General features: G+C 71.9%; 23 protein-coding genes and 1 tRNA gene. 9 read left to right on the forward strand and 15 right to left on the reverse strand.

The annotated features are described in order from the left end of the window. Positions 1-4: 4 nt before the first annotated feature. From ACWDXC_RS08920 to ACWDXC_RS08940, 5 genes are all read right to left on the reverse strand, one after another. Positions 5-1,693: an oligopeptide/dipeptide ABC transporter ATP-binding protein gene (locus ACWDXC_RS08920; RefSeq protein WP_449979737.1), complete on the reverse strand. Its 1,689-nt coding sequence runs from the start codon at positions 1,691-1,693 to the stop codon at positions 5-7. Continuing rightward, a complete protein-coding gene (locus ACWDXC_RS08925; protein ID WP_364178372.1) occupies positions 1,690-2,484 on the reverse strand; it encodes an ABC transporter permease in 795 nt (264 codons plus the stop codon). Before ACWDXC_RS08925 ends, ACWDXC_RS08920 begins: the two co-directional genes overlap by 4 nt. Continuing rightward, complete coding sequence (locus ACWDXC_RS08930; RefSeq protein ID WP_219503696.1) at positions 2,481-3,434, reverse strand: ABC transporter permease; 954 nt, start codon at positions 3,432-3,434, stop codon at positions 2,481-2,483. The genes ACWDXC_RS08925 and ACWDXC_RS08930 overlap by 4 nt, the downstream gene beginning before the upstream one ends. A 1-nt stretch (position 3,435) precedes the next feature. Further along, positions 3,436-4,983 (reverse strand): ABC transporter substrate-binding protein, encoded by a 1,548-nt coding sequence (locus tag ACWDXC_RS08935; protein ID WP_449979740.1) that lies wholly within the window; start codon positions 4,981-4,983, stop codon positions 3,436-3,438. 123 nt (positions 4,984-5,106) lie between these two features. Continuing rightward, positions 5,107-6,591 (reverse strand): serine hydrolase domain-containing protein, encoded by a 1,485-nt coding sequence (locus ACWDXC_RS08940; RefSeq protein WP_449979743.1) that lies wholly within the window; start codon positions 6,589-6,591, stop codon positions 5,107-5,109. Between the two features lie 119 nt (positions 6,592-6,710). Here ACWDXC_RS08940 and ACWDXC_RS08945 point away from each other — a divergent pair, with 119 nt between their 5' ends. Further along, positions 6,711-7,799, forward strand: coding sequence for an alpha/beta hydrolase family protein (locus tag ACWDXC_RS08945; RefSeq protein ID WP_449979746.1), 1,089 nt, complete (start codon positions 6,711-6,713; stop codon positions 7,797-7,799). A 9-nt stretch (positions 7,800-7,808) separates the two neighbouring features. On the opposite strand, the gene ACWDXC_RS08950 is transcribed toward ACWDXC_RS08945, so the two are convergent. After that, positions 7,809-8,765 carry a GntR family transcriptional regulator gene (locus ACWDXC_RS08950; RefSeq protein ID WP_449979749.1) on the reverse strand — a complete coding sequence of 319 codons (957 nt, stop codon included), beginning with the start codon at positions 8,763-8,765 and terminating at the stop codon, positions 7,809-7,811. A gap of 171 nt (positions 8,766-8,936) precedes the next feature. Between ACWDXC_RS08950 and ACWDXC_RS08955 the strand changes: the two genes are divergently transcribed. Beyond that, positions 8,937-10,292, forward strand: coding sequence for a carotenoid oxygenase family protein (locus ACWDXC_RS08955; protein WP_449979751.1), 1,356 nt, complete (start codon positions 8,937-8,939; stop codon positions 10,290-10,292). A gap of 18 nt (positions 10,293-10,310) precedes the next feature. On the opposite strand, the gene ACWDXC_RS08960 is transcribed toward ACWDXC_RS08955, so the two are convergent. Continuing rightward, positions 10,311-11,276: a phosphotransferase enzyme family protein gene (locus tag ACWDXC_RS08960; protein ID WP_449979754.1), complete on the reverse strand. Its 966-nt coding sequence runs from the start codon at positions 11,274-11,276 to the stop codon at positions 10,311-10,313. A gap of 100 nt (positions 11,277-11,376) precedes the next feature. On the opposite strand from ACWDXC_RS08960, the gene ACWDXC_RS08965 reads away from it, so the two are divergent. Then, positions 11,377-12,228 (forward strand): phosphotransferase family protein, encoded by an 852-nt coding sequence (locus ACWDXC_RS08965; protein WP_449979818.1) that lies wholly within the window; start codon positions 11,377-11,379, stop codon positions 12,226-12,228. Positions 12,229-12,417: 189 nt separating this feature from the next. Here the strand turns inward: ACWDXC_RS08965 and ACWDXC_RS08970 are convergent, their stop codons facing one another. From ACWDXC_RS08970 to ACWDXC_RS08980, 3 genes are all read right to left on the reverse strand, one after another. Then, positions 12,418-13,056 (reverse strand): DsbA family oxidoreductase, encoded by a 639-nt coding sequence (locus tag ACWDXC_RS08970; RefSeq protein ID WP_449979756.1) that lies wholly within the window; start codon positions 13,054-13,056, stop codon positions 12,418-12,420. Beyond that, positions 13,053-13,442, reverse strand: coding sequence for a RidA family protein (locus ACWDXC_RS08975; protein WP_449979758.1), 390 nt, complete (start codon positions 13,440-13,442; stop codon positions 13,053-13,055). The genes ACWDXC_RS08970 and ACWDXC_RS08975 overlap by 4 nt, the downstream gene beginning before the upstream one ends. Positions 13,443-13,588: 146 nt before the next feature. Continuing rightward, entirely contained in the window at positions 13,589-14,035 is a 447-nt protein-coding gene (locus ACWDXC_RS08980) for a hypothetical protein (RefSeq protein WP_449979761.1), read from the reverse strand. A 420-nt stretch (positions 14,036-14,455) separates the two neighbouring features. Here ACWDXC_RS08980 and ACWDXC_RS08985 point away from each other — a divergent pair, with 420 nt between their 5' ends. After that, positions 14,456-15,493 carry a WD40 repeat domain-containing protein gene (locus tag ACWDXC_RS08985; protein ID WP_449979764.1) on the forward strand — a complete coding sequence of 346 codons (1,038 nt, stop codon included), beginning with the start codon at positions 14,456-14,458 and terminating at the stop codon, positions 15,491-15,493. Positions 15,494-15,762: 269 nt separating this feature from the next. Here ACWDXC_RS08985 and ACWDXC_RS08990 read toward each other — a convergent pair whose 3' ends face one another. Beyond that, on the reverse strand, positions 15,763-16,353 hold the full coding sequence (locus tag ACWDXC_RS08990) for a hypothetical protein (protein WP_449979767.1): 591 nt from the start codon (positions 16,351-16,353) through the stop codon (positions 15,763-15,765). Positions 16,354-16,632: 279 nt separating this feature from the next. Here ACWDXC_RS08990 and ACWDXC_RS08995 point away from each other — a divergent pair, with 279 nt between their 5' ends. Together ACWDXC_RS08995 and ACWDXC_RS09000 are read left to right on the forward strand one after the other, a co-directional pair. Beyond that, entirely contained in the window at positions 16,633-16,938 is a 306-nt protein-coding gene (locus tag ACWDXC_RS08995) for a hypothetical protein (RefSeq protein ID WP_449979770.1), read from the forward strand. Between the two features lie 213 nt (positions 16,939-17,151). Continuing rightward, positions 17,152-17,304, forward strand: coding sequence for a hypothetical protein (locus ACWDXC_RS09000; protein WP_449979772.1), 153 nt, complete (start codon positions 17,152-17,154; stop codon positions 17,302-17,304). Between the two features lie 222 nt (positions 17,305-17,526). Here ACWDXC_RS09000 and ACWDXC_RS09005 read toward each other — a convergent pair. Continuing rightward, a tRNA-Arg gene (locus tag ACWDXC_RS09005) sits at positions 17,527-17,600 on the reverse strand. 54 nt (positions 17,601-17,654) lie between these two features. Then, a complete protein-coding gene (locus ACWDXC_RS09010) occupies positions 17,655-18,749 on the reverse strand; it encodes an NADPH:quinone reductase (protein ID WP_449979775.1) in 1,095 nt (364 codons plus the stop codon). 45 nt (positions 18,750-18,794) lie between these two features. Here ACWDXC_RS09010 and ACWDXC_RS09015 point away from each other — a divergent pair, with 45 nt between their 5' ends. Next, the gene (locus ACWDXC_RS09015; protein ID WP_449979777.1) at positions 18,795-19,577 is read left to right on the forward strand and encodes a phosphotransferase; all 783 of its coding nucleotides are present in this window, start codon (positions 18,795-18,797) and stop codon (positions 19,575-19,577) included. An 8-nt stretch (positions 19,578-19,585) separates the two neighbouring features. Then, positions 19,586-20,521, forward strand: a complete 936-nt coding sequence (locus ACWDXC_RS09020; protein ID WP_449979779.1) for a cobalamin biosynthesis protein — start codon at positions 19,586-19,588, stop codon at positions 20,519-20,521. A 19-nt stretch (positions 20,522-20,540) separates the two neighbouring features. Here ACWDXC_RS09020 and ACWDXC_RS09025 read toward each other — a convergent pair whose 3' ends face one another. Beyond that, positions 20,541-20,774, reverse strand: a complete 234-nt coding sequence (locus ACWDXC_RS09025; RefSeq protein ID WP_219503765.1) for a hypothetical protein — start codon at positions 20,772-20,774, stop codon at positions 20,541-20,543. Between the two features lie 437 nt (positions 20,775-21,211). On the opposite strand from ACWDXC_RS09025, the gene ACWDXC_RS09030 reads away from it, so the two are divergent. Next, on the forward strand, positions 21,212-21,340 hold the full coding sequence (locus tag ACWDXC_RS09030) for a hypothetical protein (RefSeq protein ID WP_449979781.1): 129 nt from the start codon (positions 21,212-21,214) through the stop codon (positions 21,338-21,340). Positions 21,341-21,348: 8 nt separating this feature from the next. On the opposite strand, the gene ACWDXC_RS09035 is transcribed toward ACWDXC_RS09030, so the two are convergent. Beyond that, positions 21,349-21,827: IS5 family transposase (locus ACWDXC_RS09035; protein WP_449979783.1), on the reverse strand; the 479-nt coding region annotated here is incomplete at its 5' end.

The following is a 21,827-nucleotide window of genomic DNA, read 5'->3' on the forward strand; positions in this document are numbered from 1 at the left end:
TCCCTTATCCACCATCGCTGGCGCTAGCTACCGAAGTATGAGAATCCGTAAGAAGGGGCACCGATCGCAGAAGCCGGCGCGTGTAGTCGTGCGCGGGCGCGTCCAGCACCGCGTCCGCCTCCCCGGCCTCCACCACCTCGCCCCGCGAGAGCACCACCAGCCGGTCGGCCATCTGCCGCACCACGGCCAGGTCGTGGGTGATGAACAGCATGGCCGTGCCGATCCGGCGCAGCAGCTCCAGCACGTGCGCCTGCACCGACACGTCCAGCGACGCCACGGGCTCGTCGCAGATCAGCAGCGACGGGCGCACGGCCAGCGCGCGGGCGATGGCCACCCGCTGCCGCTCGCCGCCCGACAGCGCCGCGGGCCGCCGCCCGGCGTAGGAGGCGGGCAGCCCGACCTCCTCCAGCAGTTCGGCCACGGTGGGCCGGGTCTCCGGCGCGCCCTGCCCCGCCGCCTCGGCCAGCGCCGCGCCCACGGTCATCGCCGGGTTCAGCGACGTGGACGGGTCCTGGAACACGCACTGCACCAGCCGGTGGCGCGGCCCGTCACCGGCCAGCTCGACCGTGCCGGAGTCGGGCGTGACCAGCCCCAGCACGCAGCGCGCCAGCGTGGTCTTGCCCGACCCCGAACCGCCCACGACGCCGACCGTCTCGCCCTGGCGCACCTCCAGGCTCACGCCGCCGAGCGCCACGTGGGAGCCGTACGCCTTGCGCAGGCCGGACACCCGCAGCACCGGCGGGCCGGCCGCCTGGCGGCGGGCGCCCGTACCGGGCGGGGCCGGCCGGGGGCGCACCTGCGTGACGCAGGCGGTCAGCCGCCCCGACGGCAGCGCGCGCAGCGGCGGCCTGGCCTCCACGCAGGCGGCCTCCGCCTGGTCGCACCGGGCGGCGAACGCGCACGCCCCGGTCACCTCCCCGGCCGGGGGCACGCCGCCGGGGATGCCCTCCAGCCGGGCCAGCCGCCGCTCCACCGTCGGCACCGCCGCCAGCAGCCGCGCCGTGTACGGGTGCGCCGCGGCCCGGCCCAGCTCGGCGGCCGGGCCGTGCTCGACGATGCGGCCGGCGTACATGACGGCCACCCGGTCGCACAGCTCGAACGCCACCCGCAGGTCGTGCGTGATGAGCAGCACGCCCATGTCGCGCGCCCGCTGCACCCGCCGGACGAGCTGCAGGATCTCGTGCTGGGTGGTGGCGTCGAGCGCGGTCGTCGGCTCGTCGGCGATCAGCAGCTCCGGGTCGCCGGCCAGCGCGGCGGCCAGCGCCACCCGCTGCCGCATGCCGCCCGACAGCTGGAACGGGTGCCGCCGCGCCACCGACGGGTCGTCGATGCCGACCTCGGCCAGCCGTTCGGCGATCGGCACGCGCGAGCGCGACGACTCGGCGATGTGCGCGCCCGCCGTCAGCAGCGGGTTGAGCATGGCGAACGGGTCCTGCATGAGCAGCGACAGCCGCCGCCCGCGCACGGCGCGCCACACCCGCTCGGGCGCGCCGATCAGCTCCCTGCCGTCGAGCGTGATGGAGCCCGTCGCCCGCAGCCCCCGGGGCAGCAGCCCGGCCATCGCGCGGGCGGTCAGCGACTTGCCGCTCCCGGACTCGCCGACCAGGCCCACGGTCTCGCCCGGCGAGACCTCCAGGTCCACCCCGTCGACGATCAGCCCGGTCCCGGAGACGCGCAGGCCGGTCACCTTCATCGGCCGGCTCCTTTCGACATCGACTCGAACGCCCGGTCGCCCAGCAGCGTCGCCGCGCAGGCGACCACGGTGATGAGCGCGGCCGGGGCGATCGAGGCCCACGGGTTGAGGTCCAGGAGCTGCCGGTTCTCCTCGACCATGAGCCCCCAGTCCGGGGTGCCGGCCGGCAGGCCGATGCCCAGGAACGACAGCCCGGCCAGCGCGACCAGCGCCCCGGTGAAGCTGAGCAGCGCGTTGGCCACCACGGTCGGCGCCAGGTTGGGCAGCAGGTGGCGGAACATGATCCGGCCAGGCCGCAGCCCGAGCGTGCGCGCCGCCTCGGCGTAGGCCAGCTCCCGCTGGGCCAGCGTCAGACTGCGCACCACCCGGATGTCGCCCGGCGTGAACAGCACGGCCATGGCCAGCACCGCCCACCCGTAGCCGCCGCCGAGCACGCCCACGAGCACGATCAGCACGAGCAGGCCCGGCATGGCGATCGCCAGGTCCACGACCCGCATGAGCACCGCGTCCACCCAGCCCCGGTGGTAGCCGCTCACCAGCCCGAGCGCGGTGCCGAGCACGGTGGTGAACAGCGCGACCAGCACCGGCCAGAACAGCGCCGAGCGGGCCCCGGTCAGCAGCCGCGACAGCACGTCACGGCCCAGGTCGTCGGTGCCCAGCCAGTGGGCGGCGCTCGGCCCGGCCGCGCTCAGCGCCAGGTCCTGCGCGGCCGGGTCGTACGGCGCCAGCCAAGGCCCGGCCAGCGCGGCCACCGCCGCCAGGCCGAGAATCGTCACCAGCACGGCCCTCATGACGCGGCCCCCTGCCGCACGCGCGGGTCGACCACCAGGTAGGCCAGGTCGATCAGCAGGTTGACGACGACCACGATGACGCCGCCGAGCAGCACCAGCGCCTGCACCACCGGGATGTCCTTCTGGCCGACGGCGCCGATCAGCAGCGACCCCAGCCCGTGCAGGCCGAACGCCTGCTCCACGAAGACCGACCCGGTCAGGTTGGCCGCCAGCAGCAGCCCGCCCACGGTCAGCACCGGCAGGGCCGCGTTGCGCAGCGCGTAACTCGTCCACACGCGCCGCCTGGGCAGGCCGCGGGCGCGGGCGAAGGTGAGGAAGTCGGAGGCGGCCAGGTCCAGCGCCGCCGCCCGCATCTGCCGGACCACCAGCGCGGCCTGCGCCGCCGCCAGCGCGATCGCGGGCAGCGTGAGATGCGTGATCCGCTCGGCGAACGTGTCGCCCACGCCGAACACCGGGAACCAGCCGAGCTGGACGGCGAACCCGTACAGCAGCAGGATGCTCAGCGCGAACGACGGGATCGACAGCGCGGCCAGCGCGCCGAGCGTGATGCCCTGGTCGAGCCGCCCGCCGCGGCGCATCGCGGCCAGCAGCCCGGCCGGGACTCCGACGGCGACGGTGAGCGCCAGCGCGTAGGCGGCCAGGCTCGCGGTGACCGGCAGCCGGTCGGCGATGACGCTCACCACCGGCTCCCGGGAGTAGATCGACGTGCCGAAGTCGCCCTGGAGGGCGTCGCCGAGCCAGCGCGCGTACCGGACCGGGAACGGGTCGTCCAGGTGGTACTGCTCGCGGATGGCCGCCCGGGTCTCCGGCGTGGACGGCCGCCCGCCGAGCAGCACCTGTTCCGGCCCGCCCGGCGAGGCCAGCAGCAGCCCGTACGTGAGCGTCGACAGCACGCCCAGCAGCAGGACGGCGGCGCCGAGCCGGCGGCCGAGGAGCTTGAGCAGCGCCATGTCAACGGCCCGCCGGGCGGATCGCCGCGAACAGGTTCATGGTCCACGTGTGGAGCGAGGCGGTGTACTTCTCGTTCAGCGCCGCCGCGTTGTCGGTGTGGAACAGCGGCACGTACGGCACCTGGTCGGCGATCTCCTTCAGCAGCTCGGTGACCTGGGCCGTGCGGGCCTCGCCGGTGGCCGAGACGAGCGCGTCGAGCTTCTCGTCGGTGGCGGCCGAGCCGTAGCCGGAGAAGTTGAAGCCCTGCGGCTCGGCGGAGGCACGGCTGACCATGTCGGGCAGCACCTCGATCGGCTCGGGCGTGCCGTAGGCCAGGGCCACGTAGTGGACGCCGAGCCGGTCGTGCTCCATCATCCGGGCCGCGTACTGGTCGGACGGGGCGGGCTCCAGCTTGAGCGTGATGCCGATCTTGGCGAGGTCGGCGGCGACGGCCTGCATGACGGTGCCCGTGTCGCCGCCGCTGGCGTAGGGCGCGGCGAGCGTGAACCCGTCCGGATGGCCGGACCTGGCCAGCTCCTCCTTGGCCTTGGCCGGGTCGTAGGCGTGGACGGGCACCGGGGGAGGGGCGTCGCCGTAGACGGCGGTGAGGATCGGCTCGGGCAGCAGCGCGTCGGCGGGGCCGCCGTGCCCGGCCGTCATCAGGTCGGAGATCGCCTTGCGGTTGACCGCGTGCGCGATGGCCCGCCGGACGTGCACGTCGGCCAGCGGCCCGTTCTTGACCGCGAGCGACAGGTAGCTGATGTTGTTGCCCGGGTAGAAGATCGTCTTGACGCCGGGGAGCCCGGTCCACTTGCGCGCGTCGCGGGTGTTGAGGTCGGCGGTGCCGTCGATCTCGCCCGACCGCACGGCCAGCCGCAGCGTCTCGGGGTCGCCGATGCTCTTGACCTCGACCCGGCGCAGCGCGGGCTTCGGCCCCCAGTAGTCCTCGTTGCGCTCCAGCAGCACGCCGGAGGTGAGGGAGAACCGGCTCACCTTGTACGGGCCGGTGCCGAGCGTGCCGACCTCGGGGCTGCCCAGGTCCTTGGGATGCGGTTCGGCCAGCTTGCGGGGGACGACCTGCCAGGCGATGGCCGAGACGGCCAGGAACGCCGGGGCCGGGCGGCTCAGCGTCACCTTGACCTGGTCGTCGCCGACCGGCTCGACCTTCTTGACCATGGTGAAGTAGGAGGCCGCCTGGGAGGCCACCTTCGGGTCGAGGTGGCGGCGCAGCGAGAACGCGGCGTCGTCGGCGGTCAGCGGGCTGCCGTCGGTGAAGCGCACCCCCTTGCGCAGCGTGAACAGGTAGCTGGCCGGGTCGGGCTGGGTCCACCCGGTCGCCAGGTGGGGCGCCGGCTGCCCTCGTTCGTCGAGAGTGACCATGGTGTCGAGGACGGCTGTCTGGACCAGGGTCGACGGGCTGTTGAAGCCGTGCGCGATGTCGAGGCTGCTGGGCGGCGAGGCCGTGGCCCAGACCAGCGTGTCGGCAGGCGGCGGGGTGGCGCCGCCTGCCGAGCAGGCGGTGAGGAGCAGCAGCACGGCTGTCGCGGCGGCGGTCTTCGCAGGAGTCATGTGACCACCTCGGAAGCTGAGTGGCGGGGACAGTCGGACGCTAGAAGCCGGACCGTCCCCGTTCACTGACCGGGCCGCCAAAACCCGCGACCCCCGCCTGGTTGCGCAGGCCAACGAGTGCGCTCAGGCGAACCGGAACCCGCGCAGGCCGCCGCCGCTGATCAGCAGGGCCCCGTCGGCCTCCCGGAGCGTGAACGGCCCGGCCTGCCACAGCCCCGCGGGGGCGGGCTCGACCGGCAGTTCGAGGGTGCGGCCGACGCGCAGCACGCCGTCGCGCACGCTCGCCCGCGCCTCCAGCTCGCCGCTCCACCACTCGCCCTCGGGCGCCGCCTCGCCGGTCGGCGCGGCGGCGGGCCGGAACGTGGTCGGCGGCCGGGCCGCCAGCATCGAGCCCAGGACGAGCGTGTCGCCGGAGCACTCCAGCCACTCCCGGTCCTCCTGGCCCTGCCCGTGCCAGCGGCCGTCGGCGCCCGGGACGAACGTGCCCACGCCGGCCACCTCCACCCCGTCGTCACCGTGCTTGAGCGACAGCGTCAGGCCGGTGACCGGGTCGTGCCAGTGCTCGTGCGCGGGCGGCGGCAGCGTGCCCGGCTCCCGCCCCGGGTCCGCGAGAGGCTCGCCGAGCAGCAGCTTGGCCAGGCGCTCGGTGAGCGCGAGCGGGTCGATCGCGCGCTGGTTCGACAGCACCGCCACGCCCACGCCCTCGTCCGGCAGCACGAGCAGGTCCGACAGGTAGCCGTGCATACCGCCCGCGTGCCCGAACGCCGGCCGCCCGGCGACCTCGTAGTGGTAGACGCCGAACGCGTACGGCAGCGTGGTGCCGTCGGCCAGCACGGCGCGCTCCAGCAGCGCGTCGCGCAGGTCCGCGCCGAGCACCCGGCCGTCGGTCAGGAAGCCGAACCACGGGGCGAGGTCGCGCACGCTGGTGACCATGCCGCCGTCGCCGACCGCGCTCTCCTGCGTGTCGGCCCGGCGCGTCGGCCCGTCGACGTTGGCGTAGCCGTACGCCATCCGCTCCACGGGCAGCGTCGCGTCGTCGCGGAAGATCGAGTCGTCCATGCCGAGTGGCCCGAACAGCCGCTCCCGGGCGAACTCCGCCAGCGACCTGCCGCTGACCCGGCGCACGACGACCGAGGCCAGCACGTACCCCGTGTTGGAGTAGGTGAAGTCCGTGCCCGGCTCGAACGTCGTCCCGCGGAACCGGGCGATGACCTCCAGCAGGCGCTCCTCGGTCATCTCGGCGAGCGGGTGCCCGGTCAGCGCCATGACCGTGTACCACTCCGGCAGGCCGCCCGTGTGCTGAAGGCACTGCCGCAGCGTGACGGGAACCTCCAGGCTCAGCTCCGGCACGTGCCGCCGCACGTCGTCGTCCAGGCCGAGCGCGCCGTCGCGGGCCAGCAGCAGCACGCACGCGGCGGTGAACTGCTTGCTCGCGCTCGCGATGTCGAAGCGGGTGTCGGCGTCGATCGGCACGCCGAACTCGACGCACGCCGTGCCCGCCGCGGCCGTGGCGACCGCCTCGCCGCCGGAGTAGACGGCGACGGCCAGCCCCGGGGTGCCGGGGGCGACGAGCGAGGACACCTCTTTCTTGACCAGTTCGAGATTCATGCCCGACAGTATGGCCAGCGGAGCCCGGCCGCCCGTTGGCGTGCGCGACCACGCGCGCGGGCGGATATTTGGCCAGAAGTCCGACGACCGCATGGGGTGCGCCGCCTAGTTTCCACCGCATGATCCGAGCCCTGCTCATCACCTTGCTGGCGGCCACGCTGCAGGTCCCCGCCGCGGCGTCCGCGTCCGTCCCCGAGTCCGTCCCCGCGCCCGGGTCCACGGGTGTCCCGGTGCTGCCCGCGCCGACCGGGACGTACCCCGTCGGCACCGTCTCCCGGGACCTGCTCGACGCCTCCCGCCCCGACCCCTGGGTGGCCGCCGAACGCCGCCGCCTCATGGTCACCGTGTGGTACCCGGCCACCCGCCGCTCCGGCGCCCGCGCCCGGTACGTCACCCCCGAGGAGTCCGCGCTGCTCCTGGCCGCCCAGGGGCTGCCGCCCGGCGACCTGCTGAGCCGGGTCCGCGGCCACGCCCGCACCGGCGCCCCGCCCGTGCCCGGCAAGCGCCCGCTCGTCGTCCTCTCGCCCGGCTTCGGCCTGCCCCGCTCGTCGCTGACCGTCCTCGCCGAGGACCTGGCCAGCCACGGGTACGCCGTCGCCGCCGTCGACCACACCTACGAGTCGGCCGCCACCACCTTCCCCGGCGGGCGCACCACCACCTGCCTGGCCTGCGAGATCGAGGACGCGCCCGGGCTCGTCCCGGACATCCGCGCCGCCGACGTGTCGTTCGTCCTCGACCGCCTGATCCGGGACCGGCGCCTGCCCGTCGACCCCCGCCGGATCGGCATGGCCGGGCATTCCATCGGCGGCAACAGCGCCGCCCACGCCATGACCGCCGACCCCCGCATCGACGCGGGCGCCGTCCTCGACGGGGCGTTCGTCGTCCCGCCGCCGCCCGGCGGCCTCGCCCGGCCGCTCCTGCTGTTGGGCACCCCGGACGTGCCCACCTGGGCGGAGAACTGGCCGCTGCTGACCGGCTGGAAGCGGTGGGCCGAGGTGGCCGGGTCCGAGCACGACTCCTTCACCGACTTCCCGGTGCTCGCCGAACAGCTCGGCCTGCCCGCCGGCAGCCTGACCGGGGCGCGGGCCGCAGCTATCACCCGGGCGTACGTGCGCGACTTCTTCGACGTCCACCTGCGCAAGCGCGCGGCCACCTTGCTGAACGGCCCGTCCCCGGCCTACCCGGAAGTGACCTTCCGCACCGGCTGAAGCGGCTCGTCAACGCGGAGGGCCAGCCCGCCGGTGCTGCCGTCCGATCTGGACCGCGGCCCCGTCGAGCAGGAGCTGGAGCCCGGCCTCGAAGAACGCGGTCAGGTCGAAGCCCAGCCGGTCGTCGATCGGCGCCGCGCCGGTCGAGAGCGCGGCGCGCAGGGACGGCAGATGGGCGACGTACCACTGGTCGGGTGACAGCCCGGTGTGCCGCTCCGCGTCGCCTTGCGCCTCGAGGTTGGTGGCCGTCCCCCTGACGTGGTTGGCCACGGCCCACCACACGAGGCGGGCCGCCTCGGGGTCGAGCCCGAGCTCCAGCACGGCGCTCATGCCCCAGGCGCCGAACCTGAGCAGGTGGGGCAGCGGCTGCGGATGGGTGAGCGACATGAGCCGGGGCAGCCAGGGATGCCGCAGGTAGAGACGCCACTGCAGGCGCGCCGCGAGCTCCAGGTGGGCCCGCCAGCCCGGGGGCGGCTCCTCGGGCAGCTCCAGCTCGCCGAACGCGGTGTCGGCCATGAGCGCGGCCAGCTCCTCCTTGCCGCGCAGCAGTCCGTACAGCGACATGGTGGGCATGCCGAGCTTCGCCGCGACGGCGCGCATCGACACCGACTCGAAGCCCTCCGCGTCGGCGAGGGCGATCGCGGCGCGTACGACTCTGTCGCGCTCCCCGTCGGGGCCGGTCGCCGCAGGTCGCGACCGGCGCGCCCGGCCCTCGGGCCGGGGCGCGCCCGGCGCGGGGTCGGCCACGACGGTGCCGACGCGGGGGACGGCCACCACCAGGCCCTGCCGGCGCAGGGTGTCGAGCGCCTTGGTGGCGGTCGCGGTGGCCACGCCCCACTCCGCGGCGGCCTGCCTGATGGACGGGACGCGGTCGCCCGGCCTCAGCGCGCCCGTGTCGATGCGCCGCTGGATCTCCCGCACGATCCGCAGGTAGGGCGGCGCGGAGCCGCTCCCCGTCCGCCGCATGCCGATCGCCTCCTGTACTAGGGCAGTTGTGCGCCTGCCGCAGCAGCCGGATTCCGCCTGGTGAACCGCTCGCTCCCTGGCCTAGCGCATGACCGCGGCCTCGGTCGCAGCGTGCCGCCCGGCTGTACCGTCTCGCTTCGTACACCGTACAGCCGATCGACCGAGGTGAGCATGGACCGCTACGACCGTTACCTTCACGGGCCCTTCGCCCCCGTCAAGGAGGAGGTCACCGCCCACGACCTGCCCGTGACCGGGCGGCTGCCCGCCGAGCTGAACGGCCGCTACCTGCGCCTGGGCCCGAACCCGCTCGGCGTGGAGGACCCCGTCACGCACTTCTGGGCCTTCGGCGCGGGCATGGTGCACGGCGTGCGGATCCGCGACGGCCGGGCCGAGTGGTACCGCAACCGCTGGGTCCGCTCGGCGGAGGTCGCCGACGCGCTCGACCGGATGGAACGCGGCCTGGAACCGCCCGCCTTCCTGCCGCCCTCCCCGAACATCCACGTGCTCCGCCACGCCGGACGCACCCTGGCCCTGTCGGAGGCGGGCGGGCCGCCCCACGAACTCGGCTACGAGCTCGACACCATCGGCGCATGCCCTATGGCCGCCACCCGCGAGGGCTCCAGCGCCAACGCGCACTCCAAGGTCGACCCGCGCACCGGCGACCTGCACTCGCTCGCGTACCTGCCGGGCCGCCCGTTCGCCCAGCACGTCGTCACCGACCCGGCCGGGACGGTCACCCACGTCGCCGACCTCCCGCTGCCCGGCGACCTGCCGTTCCTCCACGACTTCGCGCTGTCGGAGAACTTCGTGGTCGTCTTCGACATCCCGCTGACCTTCGACCTGGACGCGATGCGCTTCCGCTGGAACCCCGCGCACCAGGCCCACGTCGGCGTCCTGCCCCGGACCGGCGGGCAGGTCCGCTGGCTGCCGGCCGAGCCCTTCTACGTCAGCCACGTCCTCAACGCCTACGACGACGGCTCGACGATCACCGTCGACCTGATCGCCGCCGACGGCCCCGTGGACGTCGCCGACCCCGGCGGCATCAGCCCCAGGCTCGACCGCTGGCGCATCGACCTGCGCACCGGGCGGCTGGAACAGCGGTGCGTGGACGACCGGCCCCAGGACTTCCCGCGCGTGAACGACGCCTACGCCTCCCGGCAGCACCGCTACGGCTACTCCGCCGTCACCCCCGTGTACGGCATGCGGTTCACCCCCGGCGGCCCCCACCCCGACGACGCGTTCACCAACGCGCTGGTCAAGCACGACCTGGTACGGGGCACCACGGAGGTGCACGGGTTCGCGCGGGACGCCGCCGTCGGCGAGGCCGCCTTCGCCCCGGACCCGGGCGACACCCAGGGCGCCGAGGACGCCGGCTACCTCATGGCCTACGTCGCCGACCCCGAGCGCGGCGCCTCCGACCTGGTGATCCTGTCCGCGCAGGACTTCACCGGACCGCCCGTGGCCCGCGTCCACCTGCCCGTACGCGTGCCGCTCGGCTTCCACGGCAACTGGATCCCGGACGCCTGACCCACCCGGCCGGCGCCGTCAGGGGCGTAGCCGGTGAAACAGCTCCACCCGGGCGCGGGCGTACGCGATGTCCTCCTCGTCGTGTTTCACCCCCGAGCGCACGGCCTTGTCGAAGTAGGCGTGCTCCCTGCGGAGCTTGTGCCTGACGAGCTGGGCCAGCGACTCCTCGTCCAGGCGACCGGCCGTGCCGCCCGCCTCGTGGTAGGCGGCGACGAACTCCTTGCTCGGCCCGGCCAGGTCGTCGCCCCATTCCAGCGCGGCGGCGGCCAGCTCCAGCTCGGGGGCGCCGACGAAGGACTCGTCCCAGTCGTAGACCGCCACGATCCGGCCGTCCCTGACGAGCGTGTTGCCGGTGTAGTAGTCGCCGTGCAGGGGGTGGCGCACGGGGTGTGCGGCATGGAAAGCGGCCAGCCACCGGTCCAGCTCGGGATCCTGGAGGCCGGGGTTCTTCGGCTCGGGGTCCTTTGACTGGCGCTCCAGGCTGGGGTTCGTTGACTCCAGCCTGGGCTCTTTCGGCTCGGCTTCGGGCCGGGGCGGGGGGCCGTACAGGCCGGACTCCTGGAAGGCGGGCACCGGGCGGGGGCCGGGGCGGAAGCCGGCGAGTGACCGGTGAAGCCGGGCCAGCAGCCGCGCGCCCGCCTCGCGCTGGGCCGGAATGTCGGAATCCGCCCAGGAGCCCTCGACATACGGCCAGCAGGAGATCGGCCGGCCCGCCACGACGACGACCGTCGCCGTCCCGTCGGCGGTCGGCAGCGGGGCGACGGCCTCGGGGAGGCCGGCGGCGGCGTGCCGGGCGATCGCGTGGCACCACTCCGACTCGGCGGCGGAGCGCCCTGCGGGGCCGACGCGGATGACGTGACCGTCGAGGCGGTACGCGGCGGACTCCTCACCGCCGTGCAACCGCTCACCCTCTCCCGTGACCCCCCAGGCCAGGGCCACGGCTTCGCGGATCTCGCTGGTCAGCGGCGTCTTGGCGTAGATCATCCCGCCAACCTATATGCTTGCCTGTCGCAAGTGCGTCCTTGTCGCGAGAGGGCGAGGAGCCCGTGGACAGCCGGTGACGGAAAGGACGGCCAGCGTTCTCATGCAGCTCCCGCCGTCGCATCGTGCTCTGCTGAGCCGCCTGCTGCCGGGCGTCACGCCGGAGGACCTCACCGTCCGTCAAGGACAGTTCCATCAGGTGGTGATCGGCGCGGACCGCGTCGTGTGCCTGCCGCGCACCGACGCCGCCGCCACCCGGCTGCCGCACCGGGCCGCCGTCCTGCGCCTGCTCGCCGCGCTCGATCTCGGCTTCGCCACGCCTCGGCCGCTGGAGGAAGGCAGCGCAGACGGGCTGCCCTATCTCGTTCTCAGCCGCGTTCCCGGGGCCCCGCTGGAGGCCGAGGCGCTTGAAGATCCCCAGGTGGCCGAGGCCGCGGCGACCCAGTACGTCACGCTGCTGACCGCACTGGCCAGGAACGGCGCCTCGGACCGGGCGCGAGCGGCTCTGCCGGCGCCACGAGACCGATGGCGGCGGTTCGCGGCGGACGTCCGCGCCGAGCTGTTCGGGCTCATGTCCGGCGGCGGGCGTCAGCTGGCCGCGCGGGAGCTCGCCGCGCTCGACGGCCTTCCCCATCTCACTGACGCGGTCGTGCACGGCGATCTCGGCGCCGAGAACGTGCTGTGGGAGCGCAAGGACGGGCTGCCGGTGCTCAGCGGCGTGATCGACTGGGACGAGGTCACGCTCGGCGACCCTGCCGAGGACCTGGCGGCCGTCGCGGCCAGTTACGGCACGAGCTTCCTGAACCGGGTTCTCACCCTGGACGCCCGGCAGGACAGCACGATGACCGCCCGCATCGCCGTCATCCGCGCCACCTTCGCCCTGCAGCAGGCCCTGTCCGCCCATCGGGACGGCGACGAGGAGGAGCTGGCGGACGGCCTGGCCGGCTACTGCTGATCAGCGGGCGGGCCGGTGTCGGCGGGTGTGTCGCCGTGAGACTCCAGCAGCCCGGCGAGCGTGGCCTCCAGGCGCCGCCGTTCGCGGCGTCGAGGCTCTTCACGAGGCGGGCCTCGTTGGCCAGGTGGAGGGGAAGGACCCGGTCGATCAGCTCAAGACCGGAGGCCGCGAGCACCACGGCCGCCTTCCTCAGCAACCCCCCACACCGCAGGAGGTCTTCCCGGAAGCCTCCACCGCCTTGATCGCTTCGAGTCTGTCCAGGACCTCGCGGAGCGCGTCAGGCCGGGGAACCCCCTCGATCCGGTACGTGCCGTCGACGATGATCGTCGGGACCGAGCGGATCTGCAGATCCTGCGCCTGCTGAAGCGCGGCCCGATGCGCCTCGCCGTACCGGCCGTCGAGGAGCGCGGCACGGAACTCCGCCGCGTCGAGGCCCAGCCCCGCGGCCAGGTCCGTCAGCACGTCCAGGTCGCCGATGTCGAGGCCGTCCTCGAAGAACGCCCGCAGCAGCCGGTCGTTGTACGCCTCGGCGTCGCCGTGCTCCCTGGCGTACTGGTAGCCCTCGAAGGCCAGCCGCGTGTACGGCTGAGGCGAGACGTCGGGCAGGCGGATGCCGACACCCATCCGTTCGGCCATCGGATAGATCGTCTGCTTCCAGATGTCCTGGAGGTAGGCGCCCTCGGGCTCCAGCGTCGGAACGGGCTCGGGCCGCAGCTCGAACGGCATCCACTCGATCTCGACGTCACGCCCGGCGACGGCCTCCTGGATCGGCCCCTTGGCCAGCAGGCAGAACGGGCAGACGTAGTCGGACCAGATCTGGATCTTCATGACCGTGCCACGGCGGTCGCGTCGACCTCGATCTGCCAGTCGGCCTGGGCCAGGCGGGAGATCTGGATCAGGGTGTCGGCGGGGTAGGGCTCGGTGAAGAACTCTTTGCGCAGTTTGATGATGGTGTCGAGGTTGGGTTCGAGGTCGGTGACGAGGATGGTGACCTTGACGGCGTTGGCGAGGCTGGATCCGGCTTCTTTGAGGACGCGGTCGAGGTTGGTGAAGGCCTGTCGGGCCTGGGTCTCGAAGTCGTCGCTGACGGTGACGCCGTTGTCGTCGAAGCCGGCTTGGCCGGAGGCGTAGACGAGGTCGCCGACTTTGATGGCTTGTGAGATGGCGTAGGGCTCGTACCAGTCGGGGGTGGTGCTGATGCGTTCGCGCTTCATGACATCTCCTTGCATGTACGTACATGTTTTGTCCGTGCAAGAAAATGTTGCATGTACATGTATGCACTTGTCAACCCGGATCGCCCGAGCGGTCGTCGGGAAGCCGGCGTTGCTGGACCTTTGCACCTACGCCCGACGCGGACCGGTCAGCTAGGAGAAAGCGCCGGACACGGCCGACGTCCCCTGCACTGCTCCTCCGCGCACCCGGGAACCTTCTCCAGCTCATAACCCTGCTCCGGAGTGCCGATCGCGGTGAACACGATCCTGTAGCACCGCTCGTACCACTCGGTGCCGAGCATCATCCCCGCCTCAACCGGAACCGACGTCGAGATGACCAGGGTCCGCCCGTCGGGGCGCGCCGCCTTGGACGCCCACCCACCGGCCGCGGCCTGCCACGAACTCCCCGCCGGATCCCGCCGGAGCGCCTGGCTGACCAGCTCTGCCCGGCTGCTGAGAGCCCGCTCGGCGCGCTCCTCGATCTGGGACTCGAGCATCGCGCTGAACACCATCAACGGGGCGACCACGATCAAGAGCGCCGCAACGATCACCCCCAGGCCGACCAGATGGCGCCGTACGGGATCCTCGGAACTCATGCCGCCTCGCCCTCGATAAGGAAGTGCACCTGTCGAAAACGCCGCCGAAGTCACCCTCTCCCGCCCTGGCAAAGTTTACGGGAGATGCATTCCATTCCGGAACGGCACGAAACCGAGGGCCTAAACTATCCGATGGTGTGCCACGGTTGAACATGGCAGAGTGATCGTCAACATCCCCGCCGCCTCCAACCTCAATCGCGATCGCCCATAGAAGGCGGCGGATACGGGCCCGAGGTGAAGGAGAACAGAACAGTGACCGATGCCGACCGGCGATTCCCGGCTACGCCATCGGCGCACACTCTGCGGGCTTCAGCGATATCAACCGCCACAGCTTCGCCTCCGACAGCACATACGGCAACACGCTCACACCGCCGGAGCGTGCCGATAGTGGCCTGCGCAGTGGTCGTAACCCTTGCCGTGATGCTCTCCGTCAACGTCGGCCCCGGTCCTGTCAGCCACGGCGACGCCGTCATATCCATCGCAACCGGCCAGGTAGACGGACGACCGATCGCCATATCCACCGGCAGGGACGCAGTACGGATATGGGACCTGACCACGAGAAAGCAGATCGGCGGCTTGACCATAGAAGAAACGGCCGATGAGCCGTTGACCGGCTACGAACGCATCCTCTCGATCGCGGTCGGTCAGATGGATGGCCGGCCGATCGGCCTCTCCGGCGGATTGGACGCCACGATACGGATATGGGACCTGACGACGAGACGACAAATCGGAGGCCCGCTGATCGGTCACGAGCGTAGCGTCGTCTCGGTCGCGTTCGGCCAGGTGAACGGTCGCCCGGTCGGCATCTCCGCCGGCAAGGACGCCACGATACGGATATGGGACCTGACCACCGGAAAACAAATGGGAGACCCGCTGACCGGCCACAGTGGCACCATCGCTTCGGTCATGGCGAGTGAGATGAACGGCCGGCCGGTTGTAGTCTCAGGCGGCCGCGACGGCACGGTGCGAATATGGGACCTGGCCACCGGAAAGCAAATCGGCGACCCGTTGACCGGCCACAAAAGCAACGTCACGTCGGTCGCGGTCGGTGACGTGAATGGCCGACAGGTCGTCGTGTCGGGCGGCTGGGAAGGCACAGTGCGGTTATGGGACTTGGCCACCGGAAAGCCGATCGGAGACCCGCTCCTCGCCCACGAACCCGCCGGAGGCCCAGTCGCGATCACACAGATGAGCGGTCGCCCGGTCATCGTCTCCGGAGGCGTGGACCACATGCTGCGAGTATGGGACCCGATCACCAGAGCGCAGATCGGCGAACCACTGACCGGCCACGACTGGGCCATCAACGCCATCGCGGTAACTCAGGTGAACAGCCGCTTGATCGCCGTCTCCGGCGGAGAGGACCGCACGGTGCGAACCTGGGACCTGATCACCAGGGAGCAGATCGGAGAACCGCTCGTCGGCCACGAATCCGGCATCACCCCGGCCGGGCTCCGGTAAGCCGATCAGCCTTACTCTCCCGTAGAACCCATATCAGTGCACTCGAAGAACGCCGACCTCGACGACCCCGCCGGACACACGAAACCCCCGTTGTTCCACATATGGAACGGCGGATAAAAGCGGGGTTCCAACGGCGTATCAAGTCTCAAACCAAACCGCATGAGCAGCTCGGATTGTGCCCGTTCTGGTCGGTTCAACCCGGACCAGTGAACGCGGTCGGTCCCTCTGGAACAGCGTGGGACGGCGCTGGAATGCAACTAGAGCTGTAACTAGGGAGCGGCCCCAACGGGCGGCATTACCTCGATGATGCGGGCTGTTCCGCTGGGTGGTCGCATTTCGTGCATGGTGACCACGTCACGCGGTTTTAGGTGTCTCCAGTGCTCAGGTGTCAAGGGAAGAAGTCGCACAGGTGCGCACCCTCCCGGTTCCAGCGGAGTATGACCTTCCACCCAGAGGAAGGCGATACTGACCGACAGCTCACCCTCAGGCGTGCGCCGTCCGATATCCCACATGGGTCGAAGCCCTTTTCCGGGAAGTACCGGCACCTTGCGACCCCCCTCCTCGGTGGGCAAGAGGTAGAGCTCAGCCCGGAGCGCACCGTTCCGGGCCTCGCTGCGTCGCCACTCGTACCAGGTGACATGCGACTCAAGCCACATCGCTCGGGCGGCATCAGCCAGCAGATCCCAGAACTCGGGCGACTGGGGACGTGCGTCGCCGAGCTCCTCAAGCAAGAGAAGGGCCATCTCCCATTCACCGTGTTTCAGGTACTCCAGCGCATCGGAGGTGCTGGCACCGCCCTCAGTTCGGATGTGGGGGGAGCAGAGCTGAGCGGCCTTCAACAGCGAGGAGTGCAGGTCCACGCCCTGATTCTGCCAGGCTCTCGAACTCTGACCCCACGGATCAAACTCTGCCGATCATGGCTACATACCGTCCCGCCTGGACCAACATCAGCGCCTGGAGTGCCGGCGACCTTATAGCGGGCTGGCGTATCGCTTGGATCAGGCCCCTGACCTCTGAATACGGTGCCATCTTTCCCTTGCCCCGAAAAACCATCCCGTACATGTCCCGCAAGGCACTGCCAGCCCCCTGCAGTAGGAAGTGGCTAGCGGGCCGAGCAAGGAAGGGAGCACCATCTAAAGATGGGAGTCACCATCGTGATGTCACGGTATGGCGGTGTCTATGAGCCGGGCGTCTGGGTCGCGTTCCCCATGAACCCGGACGAAATCCCGCCCGACTGTTACGCCGGCGATGTCGAGTGCGCCAATTTCTTCGCGGAGCGCAGAGGAGAGATCGGTGGCGGCGACACTCCTCAGGAGGCGTACGACGATCTGCTGAACATGATGCAGCACAGCCGATGGGCTGCGGCACAAGGTCAAGTTCCGCAAGGCCAAGGTGAGCGGCGAGGTCGATCGGCGCTCGGTGGTCAGCCCCAGCCAGGCGCGTGAACTGCTCACCACAGTGACCTACGTGGGGCGGTCGCGCGGGCCGATGCTGGCCGCCATGTTCGCCTGCATGTACTTCGGTGGTCTTCGCCCGGCAGAGGCGGCGGGACTGAGGCAGAAGGACTGCCGACTCCCAGAGAGGGGGCTGGGGGCTGCTGACCCTGGAGAAGACCAGGCCACAGAGCGGCAGAGGCTGCACCGACTCTGGGCAGGCGCGTGTCACTCTGGCTCAACGCGGGCGTGCACGCACCGGAAGCGGCCGAGAAAGCGGGACATGGCGTGGACGTGATGCTGCGTGTCTACGCCAAGTGCATCGACGGCCAACAGGAGATCGCCAACCGGCGCATCTTGGAAGCACTCGCGGCGTGACGCAGGAGCTACGGCAGGACCCCGGGACACCTCGGGGTCCTTTCGCCGTTCCGGGCACCCAAACAACCGCGCCGACCTGGGGAAACGTGGCGGCGAGCATTCCGCGTATGTTCCGTGAGCAGTGGCACAGGGCTGCTCTCGGCGGCCTCCCGCTGCGTACGGCGCAACCGGGGCGATCATGCAAAAGACCAGGTCAACCCGTGGATTGCCTGGTCTCGGAAGCGCGCCCTGCAGGATTCGAACCTGCGACCGTCGGATTAGAAGTCCGGTGCTCTATCCAGCTGAGCTAAGGGCGCTCCTGCCTTATTGTGCATGATCCGGCGACTTGTCATGCACACGTTTTCTCCGTGTCAGCTCCCGCCGGCCCCGGGTGCCTCCAGGACCACCCTGCCGCGGGCTCGGCCGTCCTCCAGCATGCGGTGGGCCTCCGCCGCCTGTGACAAGGGCAGACGGGCGGTGATGCGGGGGCGCCAGGCGGTGGTGCGGAGGAGATGGATGACGCCTGCGGCCGCGTCGGCGAGTTCGGGCACGGTGGCGTTGCTGATGGCGAAGCCGGTGACGGTGGCGTCCTTGGTGTAGAGGCGGCCGAGGGGGAGGGCGGGGGCCTGGCGGAGGCCGGACATGATGACGAGGCGGCCGCGGTGGGCGAGGCGGTCGATGGCCGTGGCGGGGTCGCCCTGGCCGGAGGTGTCCACGTACAGGTCGATGGAGTCGCGGATGTCCGGGTGGTCGAGTGTCTGGTCGCCGGAGTCGCCCGGGTCGCCCGGCTCACCGAAGTCGCCGGGGCCGCCCCGGTCGCCGGAGTCTCCCGGGTCGCCGGGAACGCTGGGGTCGCGGACCGGGTGGGCGGCTGGGGGGTCGGTGCGGTAGTCGCGGACCTCTGTGGCGCCGAGGGCGCGGACGTGGGCGTGGTCGCGCGGGTGGGCCGTGGCGATGACGGTGGCGCCGGAGGAGGCGGCGAGGGCGACGGCGGCGGAGCCGACGTTCCCGCCCGCGCCGCCGATGAAGACGCGGTGGCCGGGGCGCAGGCGGCCGTGGCGGACGAGGGCGAGCCAGGCGGTGGCGGCGGGGTGCGCGGCGGCGACCAGGTCGAGCGGGTCGAGGTCGTCCGGGGCGGGGTAGAGGCGGTCGGCGGGGACCGTGGCGTACTCGGCGAAGGAGCCCTGCCTGCCGCCGTGGCCGAGGCTGTTGCACCAGACGGGCAGGCCGGGCGGGAAGGCGGTGGTTTCGGACGCTTCGACGTGGCCGACGAGGTCGCGGCCGATGACGAAGGGGAGGGGCATGGGGACGGGGTAGGCGCCGGAGCGTACGAACGTGTCCACCGGGTCGGCCGCCACGGCGCGCACCCGTACCAGCACGTCCGTGGGGCCGCGGCCGGGGACGGGGAGCTCGCCCCAGGTGATGGCCTCCGGCGGGCCGGGCGCGGTGATGTAGGCGGCGTGCATGATTTTCTCCATCGGAACGGCGGTTTCGGTCTAGGATCTCTTGGCATGTTCGCGACGCTCCTGCATGAAATACCCCTGCAGGGCGGGGATGTGACCGACGGGGTGGTGCGCGTCGGTGACACCGTGCGCAGGCCCGTCAGTCCGGCCACGCCCGCTGTGCACGCCCTGCTCAGGCACCTGGAGGCGGCCGGGTTCGAGGGGGCGCCGCGGGTGCTGGGGGTCGACGGGCTCGGGCGTGAGGTGCTCAGTTTTCTGCCGGGCGCGAGCGGGCTGAGCGCGGCGAGCGCCGGTGAGGAGGCGCTCGCGGGGGTGGCGGGGCTGCTGCGCGAGTTCCACGACGCGACGGCCGGGTTCCCGTTGAGCGGGCACCGGTGGGAGGGCGGGTCGAACGACGACGCGCCACCGCAGATCATCGGGCATTGTGACTTACGGCCGGACAACGTGATTTCTCGTGATCAGGTGCCGGTGGGGATGATCGACTTCGATTTGGCCCGGCCGACCACGCGGCTGTTCGACGTCGTGACCACGCTGCGGCACTGGGCGCCCATCGCCGACCCCGTCGACCGGCATCCGCTGCTGCGCGGCGTCGAGGTGGGGGAGCGGTTGCGGGCGTTCTGCGACGTGTACGGGGTTCCGCCCCGGGATCGGCGCCGGCTGCTGGAGCTGGCCAGACTGCGTTTCCACCGGTCGTACGAGGTCATGCGCACCCGCGCGGACGGCGGCGGGAACTGGGCGCGGATGTGGGCGGACGGCGCGGGGGAGCGGATCCGCCGGGCGTCGGCCTGGCTGGACTCCCACGAGGATGAGCTGTACGCGCATCTGATCTGATGTGCTTCATGCGTATTCAGGGTGATCGTGCCGCCGGGCTCGCGCTGGGAGTGATGCTCGACGCGGTCGTCGGCGACCCGCGCCGGGGGCATCCCGTCGCGCTGTTCGGCAGCGCCGCCGCCAAACTGGAGTCCAGGCTGTACGCGGACGCGAAGGCCAACGGCGTGCTCCACGTGGCCATCTGCGTGGGAAGCGCGGCGGCGCTCGGCGTGCTGGCCGAGCGGGTGCCGAACCGTCCGGCCCGCGTCGCGCTGACCGCGGCGGCGACCTGGGCCGTGCTCGGCGGCACCACGCTCGCCCGCGAGGGCGCCCACATGGCGGCAGCGCTGGAGGCCGGCGACCTGGCGGCGGCGCGGGCCCGGCTGCCGCACCTGTGCGGGCGCGACCCGTCCGCACTGGAGGCTCCCGAACTGGCCAGAGCCACGGTGGAGTCGCTGGCCGAGAACGCCTCGGACGCGGCGGTGGCGCCGCTGTTCTGGGGGGCTGTGGCGGGGATTCCGGGGCTGCTGGCCTACCGGGCGATCAACACGCTGGACGCGATGGTCGGGCACCGCTCGCCGCGCTACCGGCGCTTCGGGTGGGCGGCGGCCCGGCTGGACGACGTGGCCAACTACGCGCCGGCCCGGCTGACCGGGCTGATCACCGTACTGGCCGGGCCCGCGCCGGCGCGGACGCTCGCCGTGCTGCTGCGCGACGGCGGGCGGCACCCCAGCCCCAACTCCGGGCGGTGCGAGGCGGCGTTCGCGGGGGCGCTGGACGTGACGCTGGGCGGGGCCAACGTGTACGGGGGGCGTACGGAGCACCGGCCCACGATGGGCGACGGGCCCAAGCCGGAGGTGGCCGACATCCGGCGGGCCGTGCGGCTGACGCGGGCCGTGTGCTGGGCTGCCGCCGGCGCCGCCGTGCTGGCCGCCGCCGGACGCGTGGCCCGGCGGCGTGCCTGAGCGCGCCCGGCGGCGAGGTTCACATGATGCGGTTGAGGTTGGCGACCAGCCAGAAGACGAACAGGGTCACGACGCCCACCCACAGCATGGACCTGGCGGCGTTGGACGCGACGAGCTTGCGCGCCGAGGCCGCCTTCATCGTGTCGCGCCACACCTGACGCGACGAGATCAGCGACTGGTAACGACGCCCGGCGACGAACACGGTGACGGCGATGATCAGGAACAGGATGACGCGGCCATCTGAAGAATTCACGAAAGCCTCCTCTGACACCCAGAAGGAGTACGGGCCGTGCACCTTGATACACCATAAGTTCAGATCAAATCTCCTGAAATTTCAGTCACTGCTGCCCGCCTGGTCGCACTGTGTTGCACCAGCCCAGCGCACACGCCCAGGCGGTGCGGGCCAGGCGTGCGCCGGTCAAGGGAGCCCGCCCCGCGGGCCAGCTCGCCGGCGGTGGGCCGGGGCAGACATGGGGAACTCCGCGTCCCAGGCGGGAGGCGGTCGCCGTGCCCGCGTGGGACAGCGCCCGATGGAGCTTCAGGGGCAGCGGGTGGGCCACCGCCTCAAGCGAGCGGCTCTCATCCCGTGCCGTGCCCCGAGCGGAGCTGCGAAACAGAAATCGCGCACCCATCCTTTCTCGTCTCGATGAGGGTCGTCGCCGGTGGGCCCTGGCGCAGGAGGCGGCCGGCGTGGAGGACGAGGCAATGGGCGGCGTTCAGGGCGGCGTCGAGGTCGTGGGTGGCGTGCACGACCGTGACCCCGCCGGCCGCCTCCTCCTCCAGCACGGCGGCGATGCGGGCCCGAGCCTCGGCGTCTAGAGCGTGTCTCAAAGCCGGGTCAGCCAGTCGTTGATGGCAGCTATGAGAACGCTCGCTTCGTATCGGACGGCGAGTTTGTCGAATCGGGTGGCGACGCCGCGGTGACGTTTGAGCCGGTTGATGCCGCATTCCACCGCTGAGCGGACGCGGTAGTCGGTCGAGTCGAACGCCGGGGGACGCCCACCACGACTGCCACGCCGCCGCCGGGCGGCGACACGGTCGGCCGGTTCGGGGATCGTGCAGCGGATGCCGCGTGAGCGCAGATGAGCGCGGATCGCCCGCGAGGAGTACGCCTTGTCGGCGCGGACGACCTCGGGCCTGATTCGGGGCCGGCCCGGTCCGAGCCGGGGCACCCGGATGGCGTCCATGACCGCGGTGAACTGCGGTGCGTCCCCACGCTGCCCGGCGGTGAGCACCACCGCCAGCAGCCGCTGGCCCTGCTCACAGGCGAGATGCAGCTTGGTCGACAGGCCGCCCCGAGAGCGGC

It is taken from the genome of Nonomuraea sp. NPDC003214 (genome assembly GCF_053590035.1).